We start from the raw sequence: 21623 nt of genomic DNA, 5'->3' as shown, positions 1-21623 counted from the left end.
GCATCGGCAGATGCGCCGCGACGGAATTACTTTTTCAGGCCGATTTCTCGGAGCCGTTCGTCCAAAAATTCGCCGGCGGTCATGTCAGCGTACTGTTTGGGGTGTTCCTCGTCTATACACGAGTTCAGGCACGTCAGGTCCATTTCCGAGCGCGGATGCATAAAGAACGGAATGGAGTAACGAGACGATTTCATCTTTTCGCGGGGCGGATTCACCACCCGGTGAATGGTCGATTTCAGCTTGTGATTCGTCAGGCGATCCAACATGTCGCCCACGTTCACCACGATCTGATCGGGCAGCGCCGTGATCGGAATCCACTTGCCGTCGCGGCGTTGCACCTGCAGCCCTTCGGCCGACGCCCCCATCAGCAGCGTAATCAGGTTGATGTCGCCGTGGGCCGCAGCCCGCACGGCATCGGCCGGAACGGCCTCCGGGTTTTCGATCGGAAAGTAATGAATGGCCCGCAAAATGCTGTTACCGTTCTTCACTTTGTCTTCAAAATAATCTTCGTCCAGCCCAAGGTACAGCGCAATGGCGCGGAGCATCTGCTTGCCTGTGCGCTCCAGCGTTTTGTAGGCCGTAACGGTGTAGTCCTCAAATTCAGGAATTTCGTCGGGCCAGATGTTGCCCGGATATTGATCTTTGACCGGATCGTCGCCTTCTACTTCCTGCCCTACGTGGTAGAACTCTTTCAGGTCGCCCACGGTGCGGCCCTTCGCGTGCTCTTTGCCTTTGCCGACGTAGCCGCGCTGCCCGGCCATGCCCGGCACATCGTACTTTTCTTTTACTTCTTCCGGAAGGGAGAAGAACTTCTTGACAGTATCGTATAAATTCCGCGTCAACTCATCGGAAAGTCCGTGATTGCGGATGGCCACAAAGCCAATTTCGTTATAGGCCCGGCCCAGGTCCTGCACAAATTTCTGCTTCTGCTCGGGCGTGCCCTGCGTGAAATGTGCGAGATCAAGCGACGGAATTTCTTCCAGCAATGGTTCTTGCATAATGGTGGAATTTATAGCCGAAAACGGCGGTTATGAAACGGCGCGAAAGTAACCAATTTTGGTGGCATGCGGGAAGGACTGTGCGTCATCCCGTAATCTTTACTAACTTGCCGCCGATCAGGTTACGCGGGACAGAATCATGCGGGGAAAAAGGCGCGTATGACCATAGTTAATAACGCTATTCTGCCCGATACCCAAAATAATCCTTGTAAAATTAACTTTCCTGACTATTTATGAGTAGTGCGAAGACTCTATTCCGACCGGGTGTGTTGGCCGGCGACGAAGTAACCGAACTGTTGAATTACGCCAACGCCCACGACTTTGCCATGCCGGCGGTCAACGTAACGGGAACCAACAGCATCAACGCCGTATTGGAAACCGCCCGTGAAGTCAACTCTCCCGTCATCGTCCAGTTTTCGAACGGAGGAGCTTCCTTCTACGCCGGCAAGGGGCTCTCGAACGACGGCCAGAAAGCCGCGATTCTGGGTGCCATTTCGGGGGCCAAGCACGTACATACGCTGGCCGAAGCCTACGGCGTTACGGTCATTCTGCACACCGACCACGCTGCCAAGAAACTGCTGCCCTGGATCGACGGTCTGCTCGACGCCAGCGAGAAGCATTACGAGAAAAACGGCAAAGCCCTCTTCTCTTCGCACATGCTCGACCTGTCGGAAGAACCTCTGGAAGAGAACGTGGCCGTCTGCAAAACGTACCTGCAGCGCATGGACCAGTTGGGCATCACGCTCGAAATCGAACTGGGTGTCACCGGTGGTGAAGAAGACGGGGTGGACAACACGCACGTCGACAACGCCCGCCTCTACACACAACCCGAAGAGGTGGCCTACTCTTACAAAGAGTTGAAAGAAGTAAGCGACCGGTTTACCATCGCCGCTGCCTTTGGGAACGTACACGGGGTCTACAAGCCCGGTAACGTTTCGCTGAAGCCCGTTATCCTGAAAAATTCGCAGGACTACGTACAGCAGAAATTCAATACGTCGGCCAACCCGATCAACTTCGTGTTCCACGGTGGTTCCGGCTCTACGCAGGAAGAAATCCGCGAGGCGATTCAGTACGGCGCGGTGAAGATGAACATCGATACCGACATGCAGTGGGCGTTCTGGGACGGCATTCGTGCGTACGAAGCCGGCAAACGCGGCTACCTGCAGGCGCAGATCGGGAACCCCGAAGGCCCCGACAGCCCGAACAAAAAATACTACGATCCGCGCGTTTGGCTGCGCGATGGCGAAAAGTCGATGATCAAGCGGCTGAAACAGGCGTTCGAAGACCTGAATTGCATCGGCCGGAACGGCTAATACGTACGAGACCAAACGGGCCACCGGCGTCCGATGATATGATCCGAAAGGTTCTGTTCTACCACGAACAGAACCTTTCTTGTCTATAGCCATGAGAATACACATCTTCGGCGCCTCAGGTTCGGGTGTCACGACGCTGGGAAATCGACTGGCGGCAGCGTTGGGATGTCCTTACTTCGATGCCGATGCCTACTACTGGGAAGAATCTGATCCGCCGTTTACAATTCGCCGCGACCCCGTCGTTCGGAATGACCGGTTGCGCGAAGCCCTGAGCGCTCAGGCGGCTTGGGTGTTGGGCGGTTCGCTGGTTAGCTGGGGACCCGAGTGGCCTTTGCGTTTTGACCTAGCGGTTTTTATCTGGATTCCGCCGTCGGTTCGGTTGGAACGGCTGCGGTCGCGCGAACACAAGCGCTACGGCGACATCATCAGAACAGACCCGGTCCGCCGGCGGCAGTACGAAGCGTTTATTGCCTGGGCGGCCCGCTACGACGACAGCACGTTTCGTGGCCGGTCGCTTGTGGTTCACGAAACGTGGATGTCGGCCTTGCCGTGCCCGGTTTTGCAACTCCGGGGTGATATGACGGTGGAGCACCGGGTGCAGGCGGTGATGCAACATGTACAAACCCTGAAGCTCTAGCGCATGCGTGCGGAGCAACACCCCATCGCTATTCCGTGACTGTTGCCCTTTCCCGCACGATTCTTGCTACTTTCGTGAACCGAACCCAAAACGGACAACACCATGATTCTACGCGCCGATACCTTAATTAAGAAGTACAAAAAACGCACGGTCGTCAACCAGGTATCCGTCGAAGTAAATCAGGGGGAGATTGTCGGGCTGCTGGGCCCGAACGGCGCGGGGAAAACCACCTCGTTCTACATGATTGTGGGCCTGATCAAACCCAACAGCGGCCGGATCTATCTTGATAAGGAGGACATCACCAGTCAGCCCATGTACCGCCGGGCCAAGCGCGGCATCGGGTACCTGGCGCAAGAAGCCTCGGTGTTCCGTACCCTTTCGGTCGAAGACAACATCCTGGGCGTACTGGAGCTGACCAATCAGCCCAAAGCGGTGCAGCGCGAAAAGATGGAAGCCCTGCTGGAAGAGTTTAGCCTGACCCACGTGCGGAAAAACTTGGGGCGCGTGCTGTCGGGGGGCGAACGCCGCCGAACCGAGATTGCACGGGCGCTGGCGGTCGATCCTAAGTTTGTGCTGCTGGACGAGCCTTTTGCGGGCGTAGACCCCATTGCGGTGGAAGAAATTCAGGGCATCGTGGCCAAGCTGAAAAACCGGAACATCGGCATTCTGATTACGGACCACAACGTGAACGAGACACTTTCCATTACCGACCGGGCGTACATCATGTTCGAGGGACGCATCCTGAAAGCCGGCACCGCCGAAGAGCTGGCCGCCGACGAGCAGGTGCGCCGGGCCTACCTGGGGCAACATTTTGAGTTGCGCCGGAAAATCTAAGAGAAGTTCAGAACTTCATACCTTTGTCGGCCTACTTTACGTAAATAAGGCTCGGAACCTGATTTCCGCCACGCTCCCTATGGAATTACTCAACGCGGTCCTGACCTGGTTTATGGAAAAACGCTTCCGGCAAATCGAACATTTTCGGAAGTACCCCCACGAAACGCAACGCGATGTTTTTCGGCAACTGATCGAAGAAGCCCGTCCGACCGAATGGGGCAAAAAATACGGCTATGCCGACATCGATTCCCCCGAAACCTACCGGGAACGCGTCCCCATCTCCACTTACGAACAGCTCAGTCCCTGGATCGAGCGCGTCTTACGAGGGGAGCAGAACGTGCTGTGGCCCTCGCGCATTCGCTGGTTTTCCAAATCGTCGGGTACCACCAACGCCCGCAGCAAATTCATTCCCGTCTCGGACGAATCGCTCGAAGAGTGCCACTACAAAGGCGGCAAAGACCTTCTGTCGATGTATGTGCACAACCGCCCCGACACCAAGCTGTTCAGCGGCAAGGGGCTGACCATCGGCGGATCGTTGCAGAACAACGACCTGGCCGAAGGCACACGCATCGGCGACGTATCGGCCATCATCATGCACAACCTGCCGATCTGGGCACAGATGATCCGCACCCCTTCGATCGAAACCGCCCTGATGAGCGACTGGGAGCCAAAAATCGAGCGGATGGCCCGCGAAACCATCGGCGAAAACGTCACCAGCTTCTCGGGCGTGCCGACCTGGACCATCGTGCTGATCGAACGCATTCTGGAGTTAACGGGCAAACGCAACATCCTGGAAGTGTGGCCCAACCTGGAGTTGTTCGCCCACGGTGCGGTGTCTTTTACACCTTACCGCCAATTGTTCGCCGATCTGATTCCTTCGTCGCAGATGCACTACATGGAGATTTACAATGCTTCGGAAGGGTTCTTCGGCATTCAGGACGACCTCAGCCTGCCCGATCAACTGCTGTTGCTGCTCGACTACGGCGTGTATTATGAATTTATTCCGACCGAAGAACTCGGCAGGGAACATCCCCGCACGCTCAGCCTCGACGAGGTCGAGCTGCACAAAAATTATGCGCTGGTGATTTCGACCAACGCGGGCCTCTGGCGTTACCTGATCGGCGATACGGTTCGCTTCACGTCGCTGAGCCCGTACCGGATTCGCATCAGCGGCCGTACCAAAAATTTTATCAACGCTTTCGGCGAAGAGGTCATCGTCGAGAACGCCGAACAGGCCATTGCTGAAGCGTGTCGCCAAACCGACGCGGTGATGGCGGACTTCACGGCCGCGCCCGTCTACCTGGGCACCTCGAACCGGGGCGGCCACGAGTGGATCATTGAGTTTGAAAAGGAACCGACTGACCTAGCGCAGTTCACCCACCTCCTCGACGATCACTTGCGTCAGATCAATTCTGACTACGATGCCAAGCGCTCGCACGACCTGGCGCTGGTCGCGCCGGTGGTTCATGCCGTGCCGCCCGGCACGTTCTACAATTGGATGAAACGGCGCGGCAAGCTGGGCGGCCAGCACAAAGTCCCCCGGTTGTTCAACAGCCGCCAGTACGTAGACGAGATCAAAGAAATGCTCCAGGAAGCCTAACGCCTACGGCAAGTTTTCACGGTATTTTTCGGGTGCAGCCTCGATAACTCACAAAAGAGTTTTATTTTCGGCATGGTCATGTACGAAGAAAGATGTCACAGGAAGAGCCAACCGTCGCAAAAACGCAGGACAACGAAGTAGACGAAAGTTCGGCCAAAGACCTGGCGGCGGATTTTCTGACGGGCGTCTTTAACCTGGAGCGCAGCCTGGTGGGCACGGTGCGGGCGATGTTTGTGTGTCCGGAAGAGCCCATCAACGCCTATCTGAAACGACGCAAAGACTACTTCGGGCCGTTCAAGTACATCTTCCTGATGGCGACCCTCTATACTGTATTACTCAACCTGACGATCGATTGGGAAGAAATGATCATGAGCAGCGCGGCGCATGGCAATCGGCTGATGGGTTTGGAAGTCTCTGATCAAGTGCTTCGCGAGCAGGCAAAAATTGCCGAGGGGATGAGTCGGCTGATGCAACAGTACCTTCCGTTCATGGTCGTTTTGTTTTATGTACCAGTGCTGGCGTTGTCAAGCAAGTGGTTGTTTCATAAGCAACGCCCGCGCTACTTGCAGCATTTTGTGGCGTATACCTACATTATGGGCCACACCAACTTGCTGAGCATCGGGCTGTTGCCCTTGTTGTGGGTCGGGTCAGGAGAGATGTTTCGTTTGTTCAGCCCCGTTTCCATGGTGGCGACAAGCGCGTACGCGATTTACGCCGCGCAACGTTTTTTGCAGGTGCGCGGCTGGAAAGGTTGGCTGAAAATTGCCCTGTCGCTTCTGTTGGGGTTGGGGATGTTCATCGCGATCGTCAGCCTGCTTTCGCCTTTCATCGGGTTGCTGGTCCACTACATGAAATCCTGATTTCCCTAACCTGTCGGGCAGCGACTCGTTAAGTAAGAGACAACTCTTTGTTCGGCATGGCCCTACTGCTTTTCTATTTACTTCTTGCCATTCTTTTTTCCTTTCTGTGTTCCATTCTGGAGGCTGTTCTGCTCAGCATCACGCCCTCGTACATTCTGGCACTGGAAGAAAAAGATCCCATAACCGGGGGGCGTCTCCGTCGCCTGAAAGACGATGTGGACCGTCCCCTGTCGGCCATTCTTTCTCTTAACACCATCGCCCATACCATCGGCGCGGCGGGGGTGGGCGCGCAGGCGGCCGTGGTGTTTCGCGAGGTGTCGACGGTCGCGATTTCTGTAGTGCTGACGCTGCTGATTCTGGTGTTGTCGGAGATTATTCCCAAGACCCTGGGTGCGAATTACTGGAAGGCGCTGACGCCGTTTACCGTCACCATGTTGCGCCTCATTGTACCGCTGATGCTGCCGTTTGTGTTTGTGGCCAAAGGCATTACGAGCTTGTTGACGCGCCGAGAAAAAGAACCCAGCATTAGTCGTGACGAGATCTCGGCCATGGCCGATTTGGGCCATCAGGAAGGTATTTTCGAAGAAAGCGAATCGCGCATTCTGAAAAACCTGATTCGGTTCAAGTCCATCAAAACGGAAGACATCATGACGCCCCGCACCGTGGTGGTGGCCTATCCGGATAACCTGAGTCTGAAGCAGGTGTTTCAGGACGAGAACTTTCCTAAGTTTACGCGCATCCCGGTGTACCACAAGCAGAAAGACCACGTGCTCGGCTTTATTCACAAGCACGACGTGTTGGACAAACTGGCCAAAGACCAGCACAAGCTGCCCGTAAAGGAAGTAGTGCGTTCGCTGATGGTGGTCGGTGAAGAGACCCCGCTGCCCCGCCTGTTCGAAATGCTGCTGGCCGAGCGTGAGCAGATTGCCCTGGTGACCGATCCGTATGGCGGCATGGCGGGCATCGTGACGATGGAAGACGTAATGGAGACGTTGCTGGGCATCGAAATTATGGATGAGTTTGACAGCACGCAGGACATGCAGGTACTGGCGCGGACACGCTGGCGGCAGCGAGCCGAGCGGCTGGGCTTGCTGACGGAAGAATTGCGTGAGGAAGAAGAAGCGCGGGAGAAAACCATTCAACTGGGCCTGACCGGCGGGCAGCCTCCGGCCGGGGAGTCGTCTGCTGCACACAAAGATGGCAACACGTCCGACTGATCATCCTATTTTTCACTACTTTGCGCCGCCTTTTGACGTATGGTAGAATTATTTCTGGCGACTTTCACCGCCCTTTTCTCGGTAGTTAACCCGTTCGGGGCCATGCCTGTATTTGTGGCCCTGACCCAAAACTATGAGCGCAAGCATCAGCAGCAGCAGGCCCTCAAGTCTGCGCTGTACATGATCGGCGTGCTGGTCGTCTTTTTCTTTGCGGGTACCTTCATCCTGAATTTCTTTGGCTTGCGCATCGAAGACCTGCGCGTGGCGGGCGGCGTTCTGATTGTGAAGTCGGGACTGGCGTTATTAGACCCGGATGGCCATAAAGGCAAGAAAATTTCGGAGGAGGTAGAGCAAGAGGGGATGGAGAAAGAGGACATCTCGTTTACGCCGATGGCCATGCCCATGTTGTCGGGACCCGGTGCCATTGCGGTCACCATTTCGATGAACGGCCGGGCCGGGACTTACCTCGATTCGCTCATCATTGTGGCGTCCATCATTTTGGTAGCGTTTGTGAGCTACATCATTCTGGTCTTTTCGCCGCAACTGACCCGCTTCCTGGGCAAAGGCGGGATGGCCGCCCTGGCGCGGATGATGGGCTTCATTGTGCTTGCCATCGGGGTAAGCTTCATCGTCAACGGCCTGCTGTCGCTGGCATCCATCGCGTTCCCAAGCTAATTCCGTTACTCAATCGATTCCACTTCGGGTTCCACCGCCTGCTGCTTGTTACGTTTCATGTCGAGCAAGCGCATGACGGGCGTGGCCGTGATGCCGTGGATGATGACGGAAATGGCGACGATTAGCCCCACCGTCGACCAGATGAGGTCTTCGTGATCGAACGATGCTTTGCTGAGGGCAAAGGCCAGGTAGAAAAAAGAACCGACCCCCCGGATGCCAAAAAAGCTGATGGCGATGCGTTCGCGCTGAAACAAGTTGGTGCCCAGTAGCGCCAGCCAGCCCGTCAGCGGGCGGATCACGAACAGAAAACCGACGGCGAGGGCTACGGCAGGCCAGGTGAGGGCGTTGAGGAGCCCACGCGCCAGGCTGCCGCCCAGCAGAATCAGGATGACGACCATCAGCAAACGTTCTACCTGCTGCGAAAATTCGTGGAGTGACTTGTGGTACTCGTGCTCTTTCTCGAAACTGCTGAAGACCAGCCCCGTGACAAAAACCGCAATGAACCCGTAGCCGTGAAGCAATTCGGTGAGGCCGTAGACGCCCAGCGTTGCTGAAATCGCCACGAGGTTATCTTTCGTTTCGGGAAAGCGGCTGCGTTGCGGCAATTCAAAAATCAGGTAAGCCAAGCCTCGCCCGGCCCCGTACCCGATGGCTACGCCCGCCACAATGCGGTACAACAGATCGCGTGCCGCCCACTCGCCCCAGTCCATGGCCGCCGCACTGCCCGCCCCGGCCAGCAGCACCGCGAGCCACGTAAACGGGAAGGCCGTGCCGTCGTTCAAGCCAGCTTCGGCCGTCAGGCTAAACCGCACCTCGTCCTCTTCGCCTTCTTGGGGCGGGCCTACCTGAACATCGTCGGCCAATACCGGGTCGGTCGGTGCCAGCACAGCGCCCAGCAAGACAGCCGCCGCCAGCGAGAGCCCCAGCCAATAGGTCCCGATCACCGCCACAATGGCGATGCACAGCAGCATGGTGATGGACACCAGCCGGAACGGGACCTGCCACTGCCGAAACGAAAACACGCGGTCGATCTTGGCGCCCGTTCCCATCAGGGTGATGATGACGCTCAGCTCAGTGACGTGTAGAATGGACTCTTCGCGTAGCCGCGGAATGGGCAGGTCGAAGGGCAATCCGTACAGGCCCGCACCCAGCAGGAGGTAGACCATCGGGTAGGAGAGGGGCGAGTCGCGCAGGATGCGTGGGAGCCACGCCATGCTGAGGGCAGCGACGCCAATAATAAAGAGAATAAGAATGTATGCGTCCATAAACAGCCAGTAGGGCTTTTACGAGAGTCGATAGGAGAAAAGTTGTGCGCATGTTGCCGGGCCACCCGGCCGCCCTTCGTTTCGGTCAGGTATGCTACTTTTGGGCATCCGTTTTCTCTTATGACTCATCTTGCGCTTTTTTGTTCCGGTTCCGGCTCCAATGCCGAGAAAATCATGGCTTACTTCGAAAACCATCCGGACATTCGGGTGAGTCTGCTGCTGGCCAACCGACCCGATGCTTACGCCCTCGAACGTGCCAAACGCTTCGGGGTGCCTACGGTCGTCTTCGACCGGAAGACGTTCCGGGAAACCGACACAATCCTGCAAGCCCTCAGCGCGCACAAAGTCGACCTGGTAGTGCTGGCCGGGTTTCTATGGCTGGTGCCCGCCTACCTGATAGAAGCCTATCCCGATCGGATCTTGAACATTCATCCGGCGCTGCTGCCCCGCTTTGGCGGCAAAGGCATGTGGGGAATGCACGTACACGAGGCGGTGGTGGCTGGCCAGGAATCTGAAACCGGCATCACGATTCATCTGGTCAACGAACGGTACGACGAAGGCAGGGTGCTATTTCAGGCGACGTGCCCTGTACAACCGACCGACACGCCGGAAGACATACAGAAGCGCGTTCAGGTGCTGGAACACCGGCACTTTCCCGAAGTGATTGAGCGCTACGTGCAGGAGCTGGAAGCGGCCGACTGATGCGACGGGGCAACGCCTCCAGCGGGGGCCGAAGGGGCATCGTTTGCGCACGGATAACTCCTCCGCTGCCTTGTCCCCTTTTTCAAATTGGTTAGCTTTGCGGCCCAATCAATCCACCTTCCATGTCGCGCAAAAAGATTACCTCCGCCCTCATTTCGGTTTATAACAAAGAGCGTCTTGACACGATTGTCCCCCTGTTACATCAACTGGGTGTACGCTTGTATTCGACCGGCGGAACGCAAACCTTCATCCAGAGCCTGGCCGTGCCGGTCACGGCCGTCGAAGAGGTCACCGGCTATCCCTCGATTCTCGGCGGTCGGGTTAAAACCCTGCATCCCAAAGTGTTTGGCGGCATTCTGAACCGTCGCGAGCACGATACCGACCAGCAGGAAGTGGCGAAGATGGAAATCCCGAACCTCGATCTGGTGGTGGTTGACCTCTATCCTTTTGAAGATACCGTTGCCTCGGCGGCTTCGGAAGCAGACATCATCGAGAAGATCGACATCGGCGGTATCTCGCTGATTCGGGCAGCCGCCAAAAACTTCAAGGACGTGTTGGTTATCTCGTCGCGCGCGCAGTACGAAGCGCTGGAACAGCTTCTCCGCGAGAAAGAAGGCTACACCGATCTGGAAGACCGCAAGCGGTTCGCTACCAAAGCCTTCGACGTGACCTCGCACTACGACGTGGCCATTCATCGCTACTTCCTGGAAAGTAGTGAGGAGGAGGCGCCGCAGCCGTTCAAGCAGAGCATCGGGCAGGGGCGCACCCTCCGCTACGGCGAAAACCCGCACCAGAAGGGAATTTTTTACGGCGATCTGGAGAAGATGCTGGAGCAGTTGCACGGCAAAGAACTGTCGTACAACAACCTGGTCGATATCGATGCGGCGGTGATGTTGATGCAGGAGTTCGAAGCGACCAAAACGGAGCAGTGCACGTTTGCCATCCTGAAACACACCAACGCCTGTGGCCTGGCAAACGCCGCCACTCCGAAAGAAGCGTACCTGAATGCCCTGGCGGGCGATCCGGTGTCAGCCTTCGGGGGGGTGATCATCACCAACCAAACGATCGATGCCGCCGTGGCAGAAGAGTTGGACAAACTCTTTTTCGAAGTCTTGATTGCGCCCGACTTTGCGCCCGAAGCCCTGGAAACCCTGAAGCGCAAAAAGAACCGCATCCTCCTGAAACAGAAACCTGTCGATTTGTCGGCGCCGCAGTTCAAAACTTTGTTGAACGGAGTGATTTTGCAAGACAAAGACCTTTTTGCAGAGCAAGCCTCCGATTTGCGTTGCGTTACGGAACGTCAGCCGACCGACGAAGAAGTACGCGCGCTGCTGTTTGCCGTTAAGGCGGTGAAACACGCCAAGTCGAATACCATTGTGCTGGCACGCGAAAACCAACTGATTGCCAGCGGCGTGGGACAGACGTCCCGGGTCGATGCCCTGAAACAAGCCATTGAAAAAGCCCGTCATTTCGGCTTCTCGCTCGAAGGTGCTGTGATGGCCTCCGATGCCTTCTTCCCGTTCCCCGACTGTGTAGAAATCGCCCACGAGGCCGGAATACGCGCGGTGGTGCAGCCCGGTGGCTCCATCCGCGATCAGGATTCCATCGATTTCTGCAACGCGCACGGCATGGGCATGGTGCTGACCGGCGTGCGTCACTTCAAGCACTAATCTTTCTAAAAGTCAAGTCTGAGCTTCTCGGCGGCGTAATGTTTTCAAAAAAGGGCATCGCTTCTTTTTCCAACATTACATTACGTTCGCCGAGGGTTTATTTCTAAATTTACGATATACGTGATCTATAAACGCCTTAAAATGAAGTAGAAACGAAGATACTTGCAGATTTTCTTGGCGACGCTTGTCGAACAATGTGAAAAAACTTTCTAATTTTGGAAACCTCCCAACAAGACCGGAAAATGGGCAGATCTACCCTTAGAAACGTGCAAAATCCGCTAATTTTGTCGACGTTACTTTCTGCCAAAGCACTGGTGAAGTCAGTTGACACAACTTCTTCGGGGTTGCCTAGCGGTGGGGAGGATTTAGTCACATATCGACAACACCAACTACTCCTGTGGGATTCTTTGATTTCTTTTCCAGCGATATAGCGATCGACCTGGGTACCGCGAATACCCTCGTAATTCACAAAGACAAGATTGTGGTGGACGAACCGTCCATCATCGCCATCGACAAAACAACGAGCAAAGTGCTGGCCATCGGCAAGAGGGCCATGCAGATGCACGAAAAAACGCACGAAAACATCAAGACCATCCGCCCGTTGAAAGACGGCGTGATCGCTGACTTTACGGCCGCCGAGCAGATGATTCGCGGCATGATCAAGCTGATCAACGTAGGCAAGATGGGGCTGTTTTCGCCGTCGCACCGGATGGTAATCTGCATCCCGTCGGGCATCACCGAGGTAGAAAAACGGGCCGTAAAAGACTCGGCCGAACACGCCGGTGCCAAAGAGGTCTACATGATCTACGAACCCCTGGCGGCGGCCATCGGGATCGGGATCGACATCGAGCAACCCGTGGGATCGATGATCGTCGATATAGGCGGAGGGACCACCGAAATTGCGGTTATTGCCCTCTCCGGCATTGTTTGTGACCAGTCGATCCGCATCGCGGGCGATGTGTTCACCAAAGACATTCTCGACTACATGCGTCGGCAGCACAACCTGCTGATCGGGGAGCGCTCGGCCGAACGGGTCAAAATCGAAGTCGGTTCAGCACTGACCGAGCTGGACAACCCTCCGGCCGATTACGAAATTCGGGGACGCGACCTGATGACCGGTATTCCGAAGGTGATCAAAGTGAGCTACTCGGAAATTGCGTTCGCACTCGACAAGTCCGTTTCGAAAATCGAAGAAGCGGTGCTGAAAGCCCTGGAGATTTCGCCCCCCGAGTTGTCGGCCGACATTTACGAAAACGGAATTCACCTGACCGGTGGCGGTGCCATGCTGCGTGGCCTCGACAAGCGTCTGGCCCTGAAAACCAAACTCCCGATCCACATTGCCGACGACCCGCTGCGTGCCGTTGTGCGCGGAACCGGCATTGCGCTGAAAAATCTCGACAATTTCAAAAGTGTACTTATCCAGTAACGCTTGGCCGTTACGCCGGTTGGGCACTTTGTCGATACGATGATGCCTGTTTCTAACCCACGATCTGGCAATCATGCAGCAGCTTTTTCAGTTACTTTTCCAATATCGGCTCTTCCTGATGTTTCTCCTGCTGGAGGCCATTTGTGGGTGGTTGATCGTGCGGAACAATCCTTACCAGAGTGCTGCGTTTCACCACACGTCGAGTACCCTTACCGGCGATGTCCTGACGTTCAGTAACAGTACCAAAGAGTTTCTGGAATTAACGACGACCAACCAGCAGCTGGCGGCAGAAAACGCCCGGTTGCGGTTCGAGTTGGAGCAGGTACGGTTACAAACGTTGCCGATCCGGACCGACACGCTCACACAGCGCGATTCGATGCGCGATTCGCTCCATATAGAGCTGCCACCGTTCCAGTTTGCGTCCGACACGGTTGTGCCGCAATACGTATTCAGAACGGCCAAAGTCATCAATAACTCCGTCCGTCGCTTCAAAAACTACCTGACCATCAACCGGGGGACCGACGACGGCATTCGCCCCGGAATGGGTGTGGCCTCGTCACAGGGCGTGGTGGGGCGCGTGAAAGCTAGTTCCAAACATTTCTCGACCGTGACGTCTGTACTGCATACCGACATGACGGTATCGGCCCAGATTCAGGGCGAAAACGCGTTCGGGTCCATCAGTTGGGACGGTACCGACCCGCAGCGCGTCCAGCTCAACTACATTCCGCGACACATTCAGATCGAAGTGGGCGACACGATCGTGACCACGGGGTACAGCACCCTCTTTCCGCCGTACATGGCGATCGGCACCATCCAGGATGTAAACATTGACGATAACCAAACGTTTTACGACATCGATGTGACGTTATTCAATGATTTACAGACAGTTACTTACGTATACGTAATCGAGAATTTATTGCAGGAAGAGCAGGATTCGCTCGAGCAAGTCAGTATGCAATAGGCAATACATGAACAGCAGTCGATTTATTACCCAGGTTTTGTACTTCGTCTTTTTAGTCGGCTTGCAGCTGTTGCTGTTCCGTAACTTAGTCATGTTCAATTACGCCTTCTGCTTTGTGTATGTGGGCTTTATCCTCTGGCTGCCGCGCGAAATGAACCCCGTGCTCGTGATGCTACTGGCCTTCGGAACCGGGTTGTTTATCGACTGGTTCTACGACACCAGCGGCATCCACGCTGCCGCTTCGGTACTGGTTGCATTTCTACGACCGTACCTGTTGAAAGGACTGACGCCGGGTGGGGGATATGAAGCGGGCGACGACATTTCGGTCCGACTGATGGGGCCCCAATGGCTGACGTTGTTCATGCTGCCGCTGCTGCTGGCGTTTCATCTGGCACTTTTCGGAATTGAAGCGGCCACTTGGGAACTTTCCGGATGGATTTTGCTTAAAGCATTGAGTAGCACACTGTTTACTTACGCAATTCTTTTACTTATTCAATATACGGTGCATTCGCCACGCGCACGTCGATGATCGAGAACAGAAAATACATTGTTATCCTCGCCTTCCTGTTGATCGGGATGGTCTACGCTGCCAAGCTTTTCATGCTGCAGGTCGTAGACGATACCTACAAGCGGCGGGCCGATAACAATGCGGTCAAACGTGTGATGGAATATCCCTACCGGGGCGTGATCTACGACCGTAACGGTGCCAAACTGGTTTACAACGAGCCGGTTTACGACATTATGGTCACCCCGCGCGAGGTGCACCTGGACGATACGCTGGCGTTTTGCCGGCTGATGCACCTGACCAAAGAGGAGGTGATTACGAAGCTGGCTGAGGCCAAAGATTATTCTTACCGTAAGCCTTCTGCCTTCCTGAAGCAGGTGTCGGGCGCCGATTTTGCGCGCATTCAGGACCAACTCATCGAGTTTCCTGGTTTCGAGGTAGTGCCGCGTACGGTGCGGGGCTATCCGCACAAAAGCTTCGCCAACGCGTTGGGCTACATCGGCGAGATCAGCCCGTCGCAACTTGAGAAAATGGGCAAAGACCAGTACAGCGCGGGCGACTACATCGGCATCAGCGGACTGGAGTACCAGTACGAGCGTTTCCTGCGCGGGAAGCGGGGCGTGAAGTACATCATGGTCGACCGCCACGGCATCAACAAAGGAGCTTTCAAAGACGGAAAATACGACACCACTGCCGTAAAAGGCGAGAATCTGGTCTGTACCATCGACCTGAACTTGCAGCAGTACGGTGAACGCCTGATGAACGGAAAGATCGGCAGCATTGTGGCGATTGAGCCCGCTACCGGCGAAATCCTGAGCCTGGTTTCCGGACCTTCGTACGATCCGAATATCTTGCGCGGCCGCGAGTTCGGGAAAAACTTTTCGGTCCTGCAAAAAGACAGTTTGGTGCCGCTGTTCAACCGGGGGATTCAGGCCATGTACCCTCCCGGTTCTACGTTTAAGCTTATCGAAGCGCTCATCGCCTTGCAAGAAGGGGTGATTCATCCGGAGACGCACATTGCCTGCAACCGGGCGATCATCAACTGCCACGGGCCCCACTCGTTTCCCGATTTGCGCAGCGCCATCACCAACTCGTGCAATCCCTATTTTGTCAATACGTTCAAGCGCATCATCAACCAGGAAGTCAACCCGAATACGTTCATTGATTCGCGGATCGGCCTGACCAAATGGCGCGAATACCAACTGCGGTTCGGGTTGGGGCGGCAACTGGGCCTCGACATTCCGAACGAAAAAGGCGGGTTCATTCCCAGCCCGGAATACTACGACCGCTATTACGGCGAAGGCCACTGGAAACACTCTACGATTTACTCGCTGGGCATTGGGCAGGGCGAAATTCTGGTGACACCGCTGCAAATGGCCAACCTGGCGGCCACCATCGCCAACCGCGGTTATTACGTGACGCCGCACCTGATTAAGTCAATTGGGGAATCGGGACAGCCGTTGCTGGAATACCAGCAGAAGAACTTTGTGGGCGTAGAGGCCCGGCACTTCGAGACGGTCGTGGAAGGCATGGCCGACGTGGTGGACCACGGTACGGGGCAGTATCGGGCTAAAATTCCAGGACTGCAGGTATGTGGCAAAACCGGCACGGTGCAAAACCCGCACGGCGAAGACCACTCCGGTTTCATCGCGTTTGCACCGAAAGACAATCCGAAAATCGCCGTGGCGGTTTACGTGGAAAATGCGGGGCAGGGCGCCCGAGCCGCCGCTTCGATTGCCAGTCTGGTAATTGAGAAGTACATGCTGGGCGAGATCAAGCGGAAAAATATTGAGGATTACGCCCTGAAGGGCAAGTTTGTCTACTAAACACGGATGGGAAGAAGGGATAGCCTTTCGTTGGCAAAAGTCGATTGGGTGATGGTGCTGCTCTACGCGGCCCTGGTGCTGATTGGCTGGTCGAATATTTTTGCGGTGACCTACGATCCGCAGGCCGATCAGAGCATTTTCGACATGGAATTGAACTCCGGTCGGCAGATGATCTGGATCATCTGCTCGAGCATTTTACTGATTCTGCCCATCATGGTGATCGACTTCCGGTTCTACGAGTCGTTCTCCTACGTGATTTACGCCGTCTTTCTACTCGTGCTGCTGTCCCCCTTTGTGTTGGGCAGTGAAATCAACGGTTCCAAATCGTGGGTGAAGTTGGGGGCGTTGCAAATCCAGCCGGCGGAGTTTGCCAAGTTTGCGACGGCGCTCTGTCTGGCGCGTTATCTGGATCGACCGCAGGTCAAACTCAATCAACTGAAAGAACAACTGGTGGTAGCGGGCATCATTGGCTTGCCGGCGATCATCATCATTCTGCAAAACGAAACGGGATCTACCCTCGTTTTCAGTGCTTTTATCGTGGCCCTCTATCGTGAAGGGTTGCCGAGCTGGATTCCGGTGTTGGGGCTGATCGCCGTGGCCCTGTTTGTCCTGACGCTGTTTGTGCCGCAGATGTATCTGCTCATCGCTTTCTCGATTCTGGCGGTCGTGGCGTTTGCTTACGTGATGTTCAACGAGCGCACGGTGATGCGTAAGGTTCGCATGACGGGACTGATTGTCGGGGCGCTGGCGCTGATGGCCGGAGAAGTGAGCGGCGTGAACTTCTTCATCAACAACATCCTTCAGCCGCACCAGCAGGTCCGGATCAAGGCGCTGATCAATCCAGAGTACGATCCTTCGGGCTTTGGGTACCAGGTCATTCAGTCGAAAATCGCGATTGGTTCGGGCGGACTTTCGGGCAAAGGATTTCTGCAAGGAACCCAGACAAAGTTCGACTTTGTGCCGGAACAGAGCACCGACTTTATTTTCTGCACCATCGGCGAAGAACACGGCTGGACGGGCAGCGTATTCATCATCAGCTTGTTCGTGGCGCTACTGGCGCGCATCATCTATCGGGCCGAACAGCAACGAACGCCGTTCACGCGGGTATATGGCTACTGTGTGGCGGGGATTCTGTTCTTCCACTTTACGGTCAATATTGGCATGACCATCGGGTTGTTTCCCGTAATCGGGATTCCGTTGCCCTTCTTCAGCTACGGGGGGTCGTCGCTCTGGTCGTTCACCATCCTGCTGTTCATCTTCATCAAACTCGACGCGCACCGTTCGCAGGTCATCGGGCGGACGCTCTATACCTAGCCGTTACGGCACGGTCCAGGTCTGCTGGGTTTTCATCACACGTTCGATCACTTCACGCACCGCACCGTGCCCGCCGGGACGAGAGGCAACGTATTGGCTGATCTGCCGGATTTCTTCAACCGCATCGGCCGGGCAGGCGGCCACCACATCGTCGCGCGACATCACAGGGTAGTCGGGTAGGTCATCGCCCATGTATACCACTTCCTGCGGCCCTAGGCCGAGTTGACGAACTAGCTCGTGAAATACCGCTAATTTGTCGTCTACCTTCAGGTAGATGTGCTGAATGCCCAAGCCGCTCAAGCGCCGCCGTACACCTTCGTGCGTACCGCCGGAAATCACGCCGATGTGATACCCTGCCTGCAAGGCTTTGACCACGGCCAACCCATCTTTGATGTTGAATACGCGCGCCTGTTCGCCACTTTCCAGGGCCAGGAGGCTGCCGTCGGTAAAGACGCCATCGACGTCGAAAAGAAAGGCGCGAATGGGTTGAAATAAGTTACGATCAGACATGATAATGATGCAGAATGCTCTCCGACAAAAGTCGGTACAGGGTCAGCAGATCGGGTTGAGCGGTGAGCAGTTGTTGATGCAAGTCAATGATGCGGCGGTCGCCCCGGCGTGCCGGGCCGGTCTGGGCCTCCTGAGGGCCTAACGCCGCCGCTTTCTGAAACGTTTCCTGCCACAGCGGAGCCAGGAGCCCGACGTCCAGGTGGGCATTTTTTAAGAGTTGCTGTGCCAGCGTGTAAAGATAATTGGGAAAATTATTGGTCAGCACCGCCGCTAAGTGCAACGTAAGGCGCTGCGTGCTGTCGGCGTGATGCACCGGTCCTCCCAGCTCGTGGGCGAGTTGCGATAAAAAGGAGGCCGTTGCTTCGTTGTGCCCTTCGACCAGCAACGGAACGTTCCGAAAATCGACTTCCTGTTCCTTACTGAAGGTTTGGAGCGGATATAACACCCCCCGCTTCGGGAAACGGTCCAGGACGGCAAGAGGCGTGCTGCCCGACGTATGCACCACCAGCGCCTCGGGCGGGGGGACCAACGTCGCGGCAACCTGCGGCAGCGCTTCGTCGGTCACCGCGATCACCAAGAGCCGGGCAGTAGAAGTTGAAAAATCCAGTGAGGCGTGGGGCGTGGGCTGGGATGTACTTGCTTGCGCCAGACGGTAACACAAAAAGCGGCGCGAACTTTCGTAACGGCTCCAGACTTCCTGCACGGCATAACCGGCCCGGTCCAGGGCGGGCGCCAGGTGCCAGGCAACGCGGCCCGCGCCAATAAACGCGACGGAGGGTTTCACGGGCTAAAAGTAAGCGCCGGGCGTGGAAAGAAAAAAGATTCTCCAACCGTAAAGGCACTACGCGTGTTACCGACGGGATTGCCCACATTAGGGGCCGTTTATCCTTTTCAGATTCCGCCTCTCCCTTATCGGTAAAAGAATTAACTTGTCGGTACTTTATTGTTCGCTCAAGGCAAAAATCGCTACATGAATCTGTTAGAAATCGACCGCGTTTCCAAATATTACGCACAGCACCAGGCGTTAAAAGAAGTGAGTATGAACATCCCCCAGGGAAGCATCTTCGGTATGCTGGGACCGAATGGGGCGGGGAAAACCTCACTGATTCGCATCATCACGCAGATTACCGGGGCCGATACCGGCGAAATCCGGTTTGACGGCGAGCGGCTGGCCCCCCGGCACATCGAGCAGATCGGTTACCTGCCGGAAGAGCGGGGCCTGTACAAAAAGATGAAAGTGGGCGAGCAACTGATGTACCTGGCGCAGTTGAAAGGCATGTCGAAAAGAGATGCCCAGGCGAAGCTGCGGTTTTGGTTCGAGCGTTTCGAGATCCAGGATTGGTGGCCCAAACAGGTAGAGGACCTTTCGAAAGGCATGCAACAGAAGGCGCAGTTTATCGCGACGGTACTGCACGAACCTAAGCTGATCATTCTCGACGAACCTTTTTCGGGATTCGACCCCATCAATGCCAACCTGATCAAAGACGAGATCCTGCGGCTGCGCAGTTTGGGGAGCACGATCATCTTCTCGACCCACCGCATGGAAAGTGTAGAAGAACTCTGTGATTACATTGCGCTGATCAACAAGTCGGAAAAAGTGCTGGAAGGCCCGAAAAAAGAAATCAAGCATCAGTACCGGACCAACACCTACGAGGTGGTGGGTCAGGGCGTGCTGGGTGAGTTGCCGCCCGATTTCGAGGTGCTGGACGTCACCGGCGACGAAGATCACTTCGAGGCGACCATCCGGGCACCCCATGACCGTTCGGCGAACCGACTGATGGCGGCGCTACTCGATCGGGTCGAGCTGCACGTGGTGCAGGAGAAAATCCCGAGCATGAACGAAATCTTTATCCGTACGGTCCGCGGCGACATGCCGGAGCTGACCACCATGGCCAGCGGCCTGACTGAATAACCACTAACCACTGCTGCATACCGATTCCATGAATAAAATTCTGCTGATTCTTTCGCGCGAGTACCTGACCCGGGTTAAAAAGAAGTCGTTCCTGATCATGACGTTGCTGGGACCCTTGCTATTTGGTGGGGTGTTTGGGTTATCCATCTGGGCGGGCATCAACGCCCCGGAGACCAAGACCGTCGAAGTGCTGGACGAGAGCAACATGTTCAAAGACAAGTTGGTAGACGATGCTACCCTGAACTTCACCTTTGTGGATGGCCCCCTCGAAATTGCACAGGAACGTTTCCGCGCCAGCGGCCATGACGCCCTGCTTTACGTGCCCCAACTTGATTTGGAGCGGCCGCAGGGCATTAAATTGTTTTCGACCAAAGGGCTGGGACTTGAAATTCAGCAACGGCTGGAAAGTCGGCTGGAACAGAACATTGAAGACGAACGTCTGCTGCTTTCCGGAATCGACCGGTCGGTGATCGAAAACATGCGGGCGAACATCAGCCTCGATACCAAAAAACTGGCCGACGACGGGGAAGAAGACAGCAACGTGGGGATTGCAACCGCGCTGGGGTTCATCGGCGCGTTTCTGATCTACATGTTCATTTTTATCTACGGCGTGCAGATTATGCGCGGCGTTATCGAAGAGAAGACCAATCGCATTGTGGAGGTGATCATCTCGTCGGTAAAACCGTTTCAGCTGATGGCCGGGAAAATTTTCGGTATTGCGCTGGTGGGCCTGACGCAGTTTCTGCTGTGGATCATGCTGACCGGGGTAGTGTATACGGCTGTGATCAACCTGTTTGTCGACAAAGAGCAGCTTTCGCAAGCGACTTCTCAAGCCGCCATCGCGGCCCAAGGACAAGCTGAGGCCGCCGCCGCACCTACCGTTGCCGAACCGGCGGTGATCAAAGCATTTCACCTTCTGGAGACTCAGAACATTCCCTTATTGCTCAGCGCCTTTCTGTTTTACTTTCTGGGCGGCTATCTGCTCTATGGCTCTCTGTTCGCCGGGGTGGGGGCCGCCGTCGACAGCGAAACCGATACGCAGCAGTTCATGCTACCGGTTACCATACCGCTGATCCTGAGCTTCGTCATGGCCCAATTTGCCGTACGCGATCCGTTCTCGCCGCTGGCGACCTGGCTTTCGCTTATCCCGTTTACATCGCCGGTCATGATGATGGTCCGCCTGCCCTTCGGCGTGCCGATCTGGGAACTGGTTCTGTCGATGGTGTTGCTGGTATTGGGTTTTCTGGGCACCACGTGGCTGGCCGGGCGCATTTACCGCGTCGGAATTTTGATGTACGGCAAAAAAGTCAACTACCGCGAACTGTCGAAGTGGGTATTCTATCGGCAGTGAAGCAAGGCACTTAGGGCCGGAAGGCGTGGGTAACGGGCTGAGGTGCA

20 protein-coding genes are annotated in these 21623 nt (G+C 55.7%); 16 read left to right on the top strand and 4 right to left on the bottom strand.

The genetic code is table 11. The features are described 5' to 3' along the window. Window positions 1-26 precede the first annotated feature (26 nt). The gene (locus BLR44_RS19150; protein ID WP_089685044.1) at window positions 27-998 is read right to left on the bottom strand and encodes an isopenicillin N synthase family dioxygenase; all 972 of its coding nucleotides are present in this window, start codon (window positions 996-998) and stop codon (window positions 27-29) included. A gap of 233 nt (window positions 999-1231) precedes the next feature. On the opposite strand from BLR44_RS19150, the gene fbaA reads away from it, so the two are divergent. The 7 genes from fbaA to BLR44_RS19115 all read left to right on the top strand — a co-directional run bounded on the left by fbaA (window position 1232) and on the right by BLR44_RS19115 (window position 8134). Continuing rightward, a complete protein-coding gene (fbaA, locus tag BLR44_RS19145; protein WP_089685041.1) occupies window positions 1232-2311 on the top strand; it encodes a class II fructose-bisphosphate aldolase in 1080 nt (359 codons plus the stop codon). 91 nt (window positions 2312-2402) lie between these two features. Next, a complete protein-coding gene (locus BLR44_RS19140; protein ID WP_089685038.1) occupies window positions 2403-2948 on the top strand; it encodes an AAA family ATPase in 546 nt (181 codons plus the stop codon). 102 nt (window positions 2949-3050) lie between these two features. After that, window positions 3051-3782, top strand: a complete 732-nt coding sequence (lptB, locus tag BLR44_RS19135; RefSeq protein ID WP_089685033.1) for an LPS export ABC transporter ATP-binding protein — start codon at window positions 3051-3053, stop codon at window positions 3780-3782. Between the two features lie 79 nt (window positions 3783-3861). Continuing rightward, window positions 3862-5382: a GH3 auxin-responsive promoter family protein gene (locus BLR44_RS19130; protein WP_089685030.1), complete on the top strand. Its 1521-nt coding sequence runs from the start codon at window positions 3862-3864 to the stop codon at window positions 5380-5382. Between the two features lie 92 nt (window positions 5383-5474). Continuing rightward, window positions 5475-6242 carry a DUF3667 domain-containing protein gene (locus BLR44_RS19125; RefSeq protein WP_089685027.1) on the top strand — a complete coding sequence of 256 codons (768 nt, stop codon included), beginning with the start codon at window positions 5475-5477 and terminating at the stop codon, window positions 6240-6242. 56 nt (window positions 6243-6298) lie between these two features. Further along, window positions 6299-7459, top strand: a complete 1161-nt coding sequence (locus BLR44_RS19120; protein WP_089685399.1) for a CNNM domain-containing protein — start codon at window positions 6299-6301, stop codon at window positions 7457-7459. Between the two features lie 39 nt (window positions 7460-7498). Then, entirely contained in the window at window positions 7499-8134 is a 636-nt protein-coding gene (locus BLR44_RS19115) for a MarC family protein (RefSeq protein ID WP_089685024.1), read from the top strand. A gap of 5 nt (window positions 8135-8139) precedes the next feature. Here the strand turns inward: BLR44_RS19115 and BLR44_RS19110 are convergent, their stop codons facing one another. Beyond that, window positions 8140-9399: a cation:proton antiporter gene (locus BLR44_RS19110; RefSeq protein ID WP_089685021.1), complete on the bottom strand. Its 1260-nt coding sequence runs from the start codon at window positions 9397-9399 to the stop codon at window positions 8140-8142. A 120-nt stretch (window positions 9400-9519) separates the two neighbouring features. Here BLR44_RS19110 and purN point away from each other — a divergent pair, with 120 nt between their 5' ends. The 7 genes from purN (at window position 9520) to rodA (ending at window position 17803) form a co-directional block, all read left to right on the top strand. Then, window positions 9520-10101, top strand: a complete 582-nt coding sequence (purN, locus tag BLR44_RS19105; RefSeq protein WP_089685019.1) for a phosphoribosylglycinamide formyltransferase — start codon at window positions 9520-9522, stop codon at window positions 10099-10101. Between the two features lie 122 nt (window positions 10102-10223). Beyond that, window positions 10224-11771 (top strand): bifunctional phosphoribosylaminoimidazolecarboxamide formyltransferase/IMP cyclohydrolase, encoded by a 1548-nt coding sequence (gene purH / locus BLR44_RS19100; protein ID WP_089685016.1) that lies wholly within the window; start codon window positions 10224-10226, stop codon window positions 11769-11771. 397 nt (window positions 11772-12168) lie between these two features. After that, window positions 12169-13197, top strand: a complete 1029-nt coding sequence (locus BLR44_RS19095; protein ID WP_089685013.1) for a rod shape-determining protein — start codon at window positions 12169-12171, stop codon at window positions 13195-13197. A gap of 73 nt (window positions 13198-13270) precedes the next feature. Then, on the top strand, window positions 13271-14158 hold the full coding sequence (gene mreC, locus BLR44_RS19090) for a rod shape-determining protein MreC (RefSeq protein WP_089685010.1): 888 nt from the start codon (window positions 13271-13273) through the stop codon (window positions 14156-14158). A 7-nt stretch (window positions 14159-14165) separates the two neighbouring features. After that, window positions 14166-14687, top strand: coding sequence for a hypothetical protein (locus BLR44_RS19085; RefSeq protein ID WP_089685007.1), 522 nt, complete (start codon window positions 14166-14168; stop codon window positions 14685-14687). After that, window positions 14684-16489, top strand: a complete 1806-nt coding sequence (mrdA, locus tag BLR44_RS19080) for a penicillin-binding protein 2 (protein ID WP_089685004.1) — start codon at window positions 14684-14686, stop codon at window positions 16487-16489. The genes BLR44_RS19085 and mrdA overlap by 4 nt, the downstream gene beginning before the upstream one ends. Before the next feature lie 6 nt (window positions 16490-16495). Next, entirely contained in the window at window positions 16496-17803 is a 1308-nt protein-coding gene (gene rodA / locus BLR44_RS19075) for a rod shape-determining protein RodA (protein WP_089685001.1), read from the top strand. 3 nt (window positions 17804-17806) lie between these two features. On the opposite strand, the gene BLR44_RS19070 is transcribed toward rodA, so the two are convergent. After that, entirely contained in the window at window positions 17807-18313 is a 507-nt protein-coding gene (locus BLR44_RS19070) for a KdsC family phosphatase (protein ID WP_089684999.1), read from the bottom strand. Continuing rightward, window positions 18306-19097, bottom strand: coding sequence for a Rossmann-like and DUF2520 domain-containing protein (locus tag BLR44_RS19065; protein ID WP_089684997.1), 792 nt, complete (start codon window positions 19095-19097; stop codon window positions 18306-18308). Before BLR44_RS19065 ends, BLR44_RS19070 begins: the two co-directional genes overlap by 8 nt. A 186-nt stretch (window positions 19098-19283) precedes the next feature. Between BLR44_RS19065 and BLR44_RS19060 the strand changes: the two genes are divergently transcribed. Both BLR44_RS19060 and BLR44_RS19055 read left to right on the top strand, forming a co-directional pair. Beyond that, a complete protein-coding gene (locus tag BLR44_RS19060; RefSeq protein ID WP_089685397.1) occupies window positions 19284-20225 on the top strand; it encodes an ABC transporter ATP-binding protein in 942 nt (313 codons plus the stop codon). A gap of 28 nt (window positions 20226-20253) precedes the next feature. Next, window positions 20254-21576 (top strand): ABC transporter permease, encoded by a 1323-nt coding sequence (locus BLR44_RS19055; protein ID WP_089684995.1) that lies wholly within the window; start codon window positions 20254-20256, stop codon window positions 21574-21576. Window positions 21577-21623: the final 47 nt, after the last annotated feature.

Origin of the sequence: Catalinimonas alkaloidigena (genome assembly GCF_900100765.1) — a bacterium.
Lineage (GTDB): Bacteria > Bacteroidota > Bacteroidia > Cytophagales > Flexibacteraceae > Mooreia > Mooreia alkaloidigena.
This window is presented reverse-complemented; position numbering and strand designations above follow the sequence as displayed.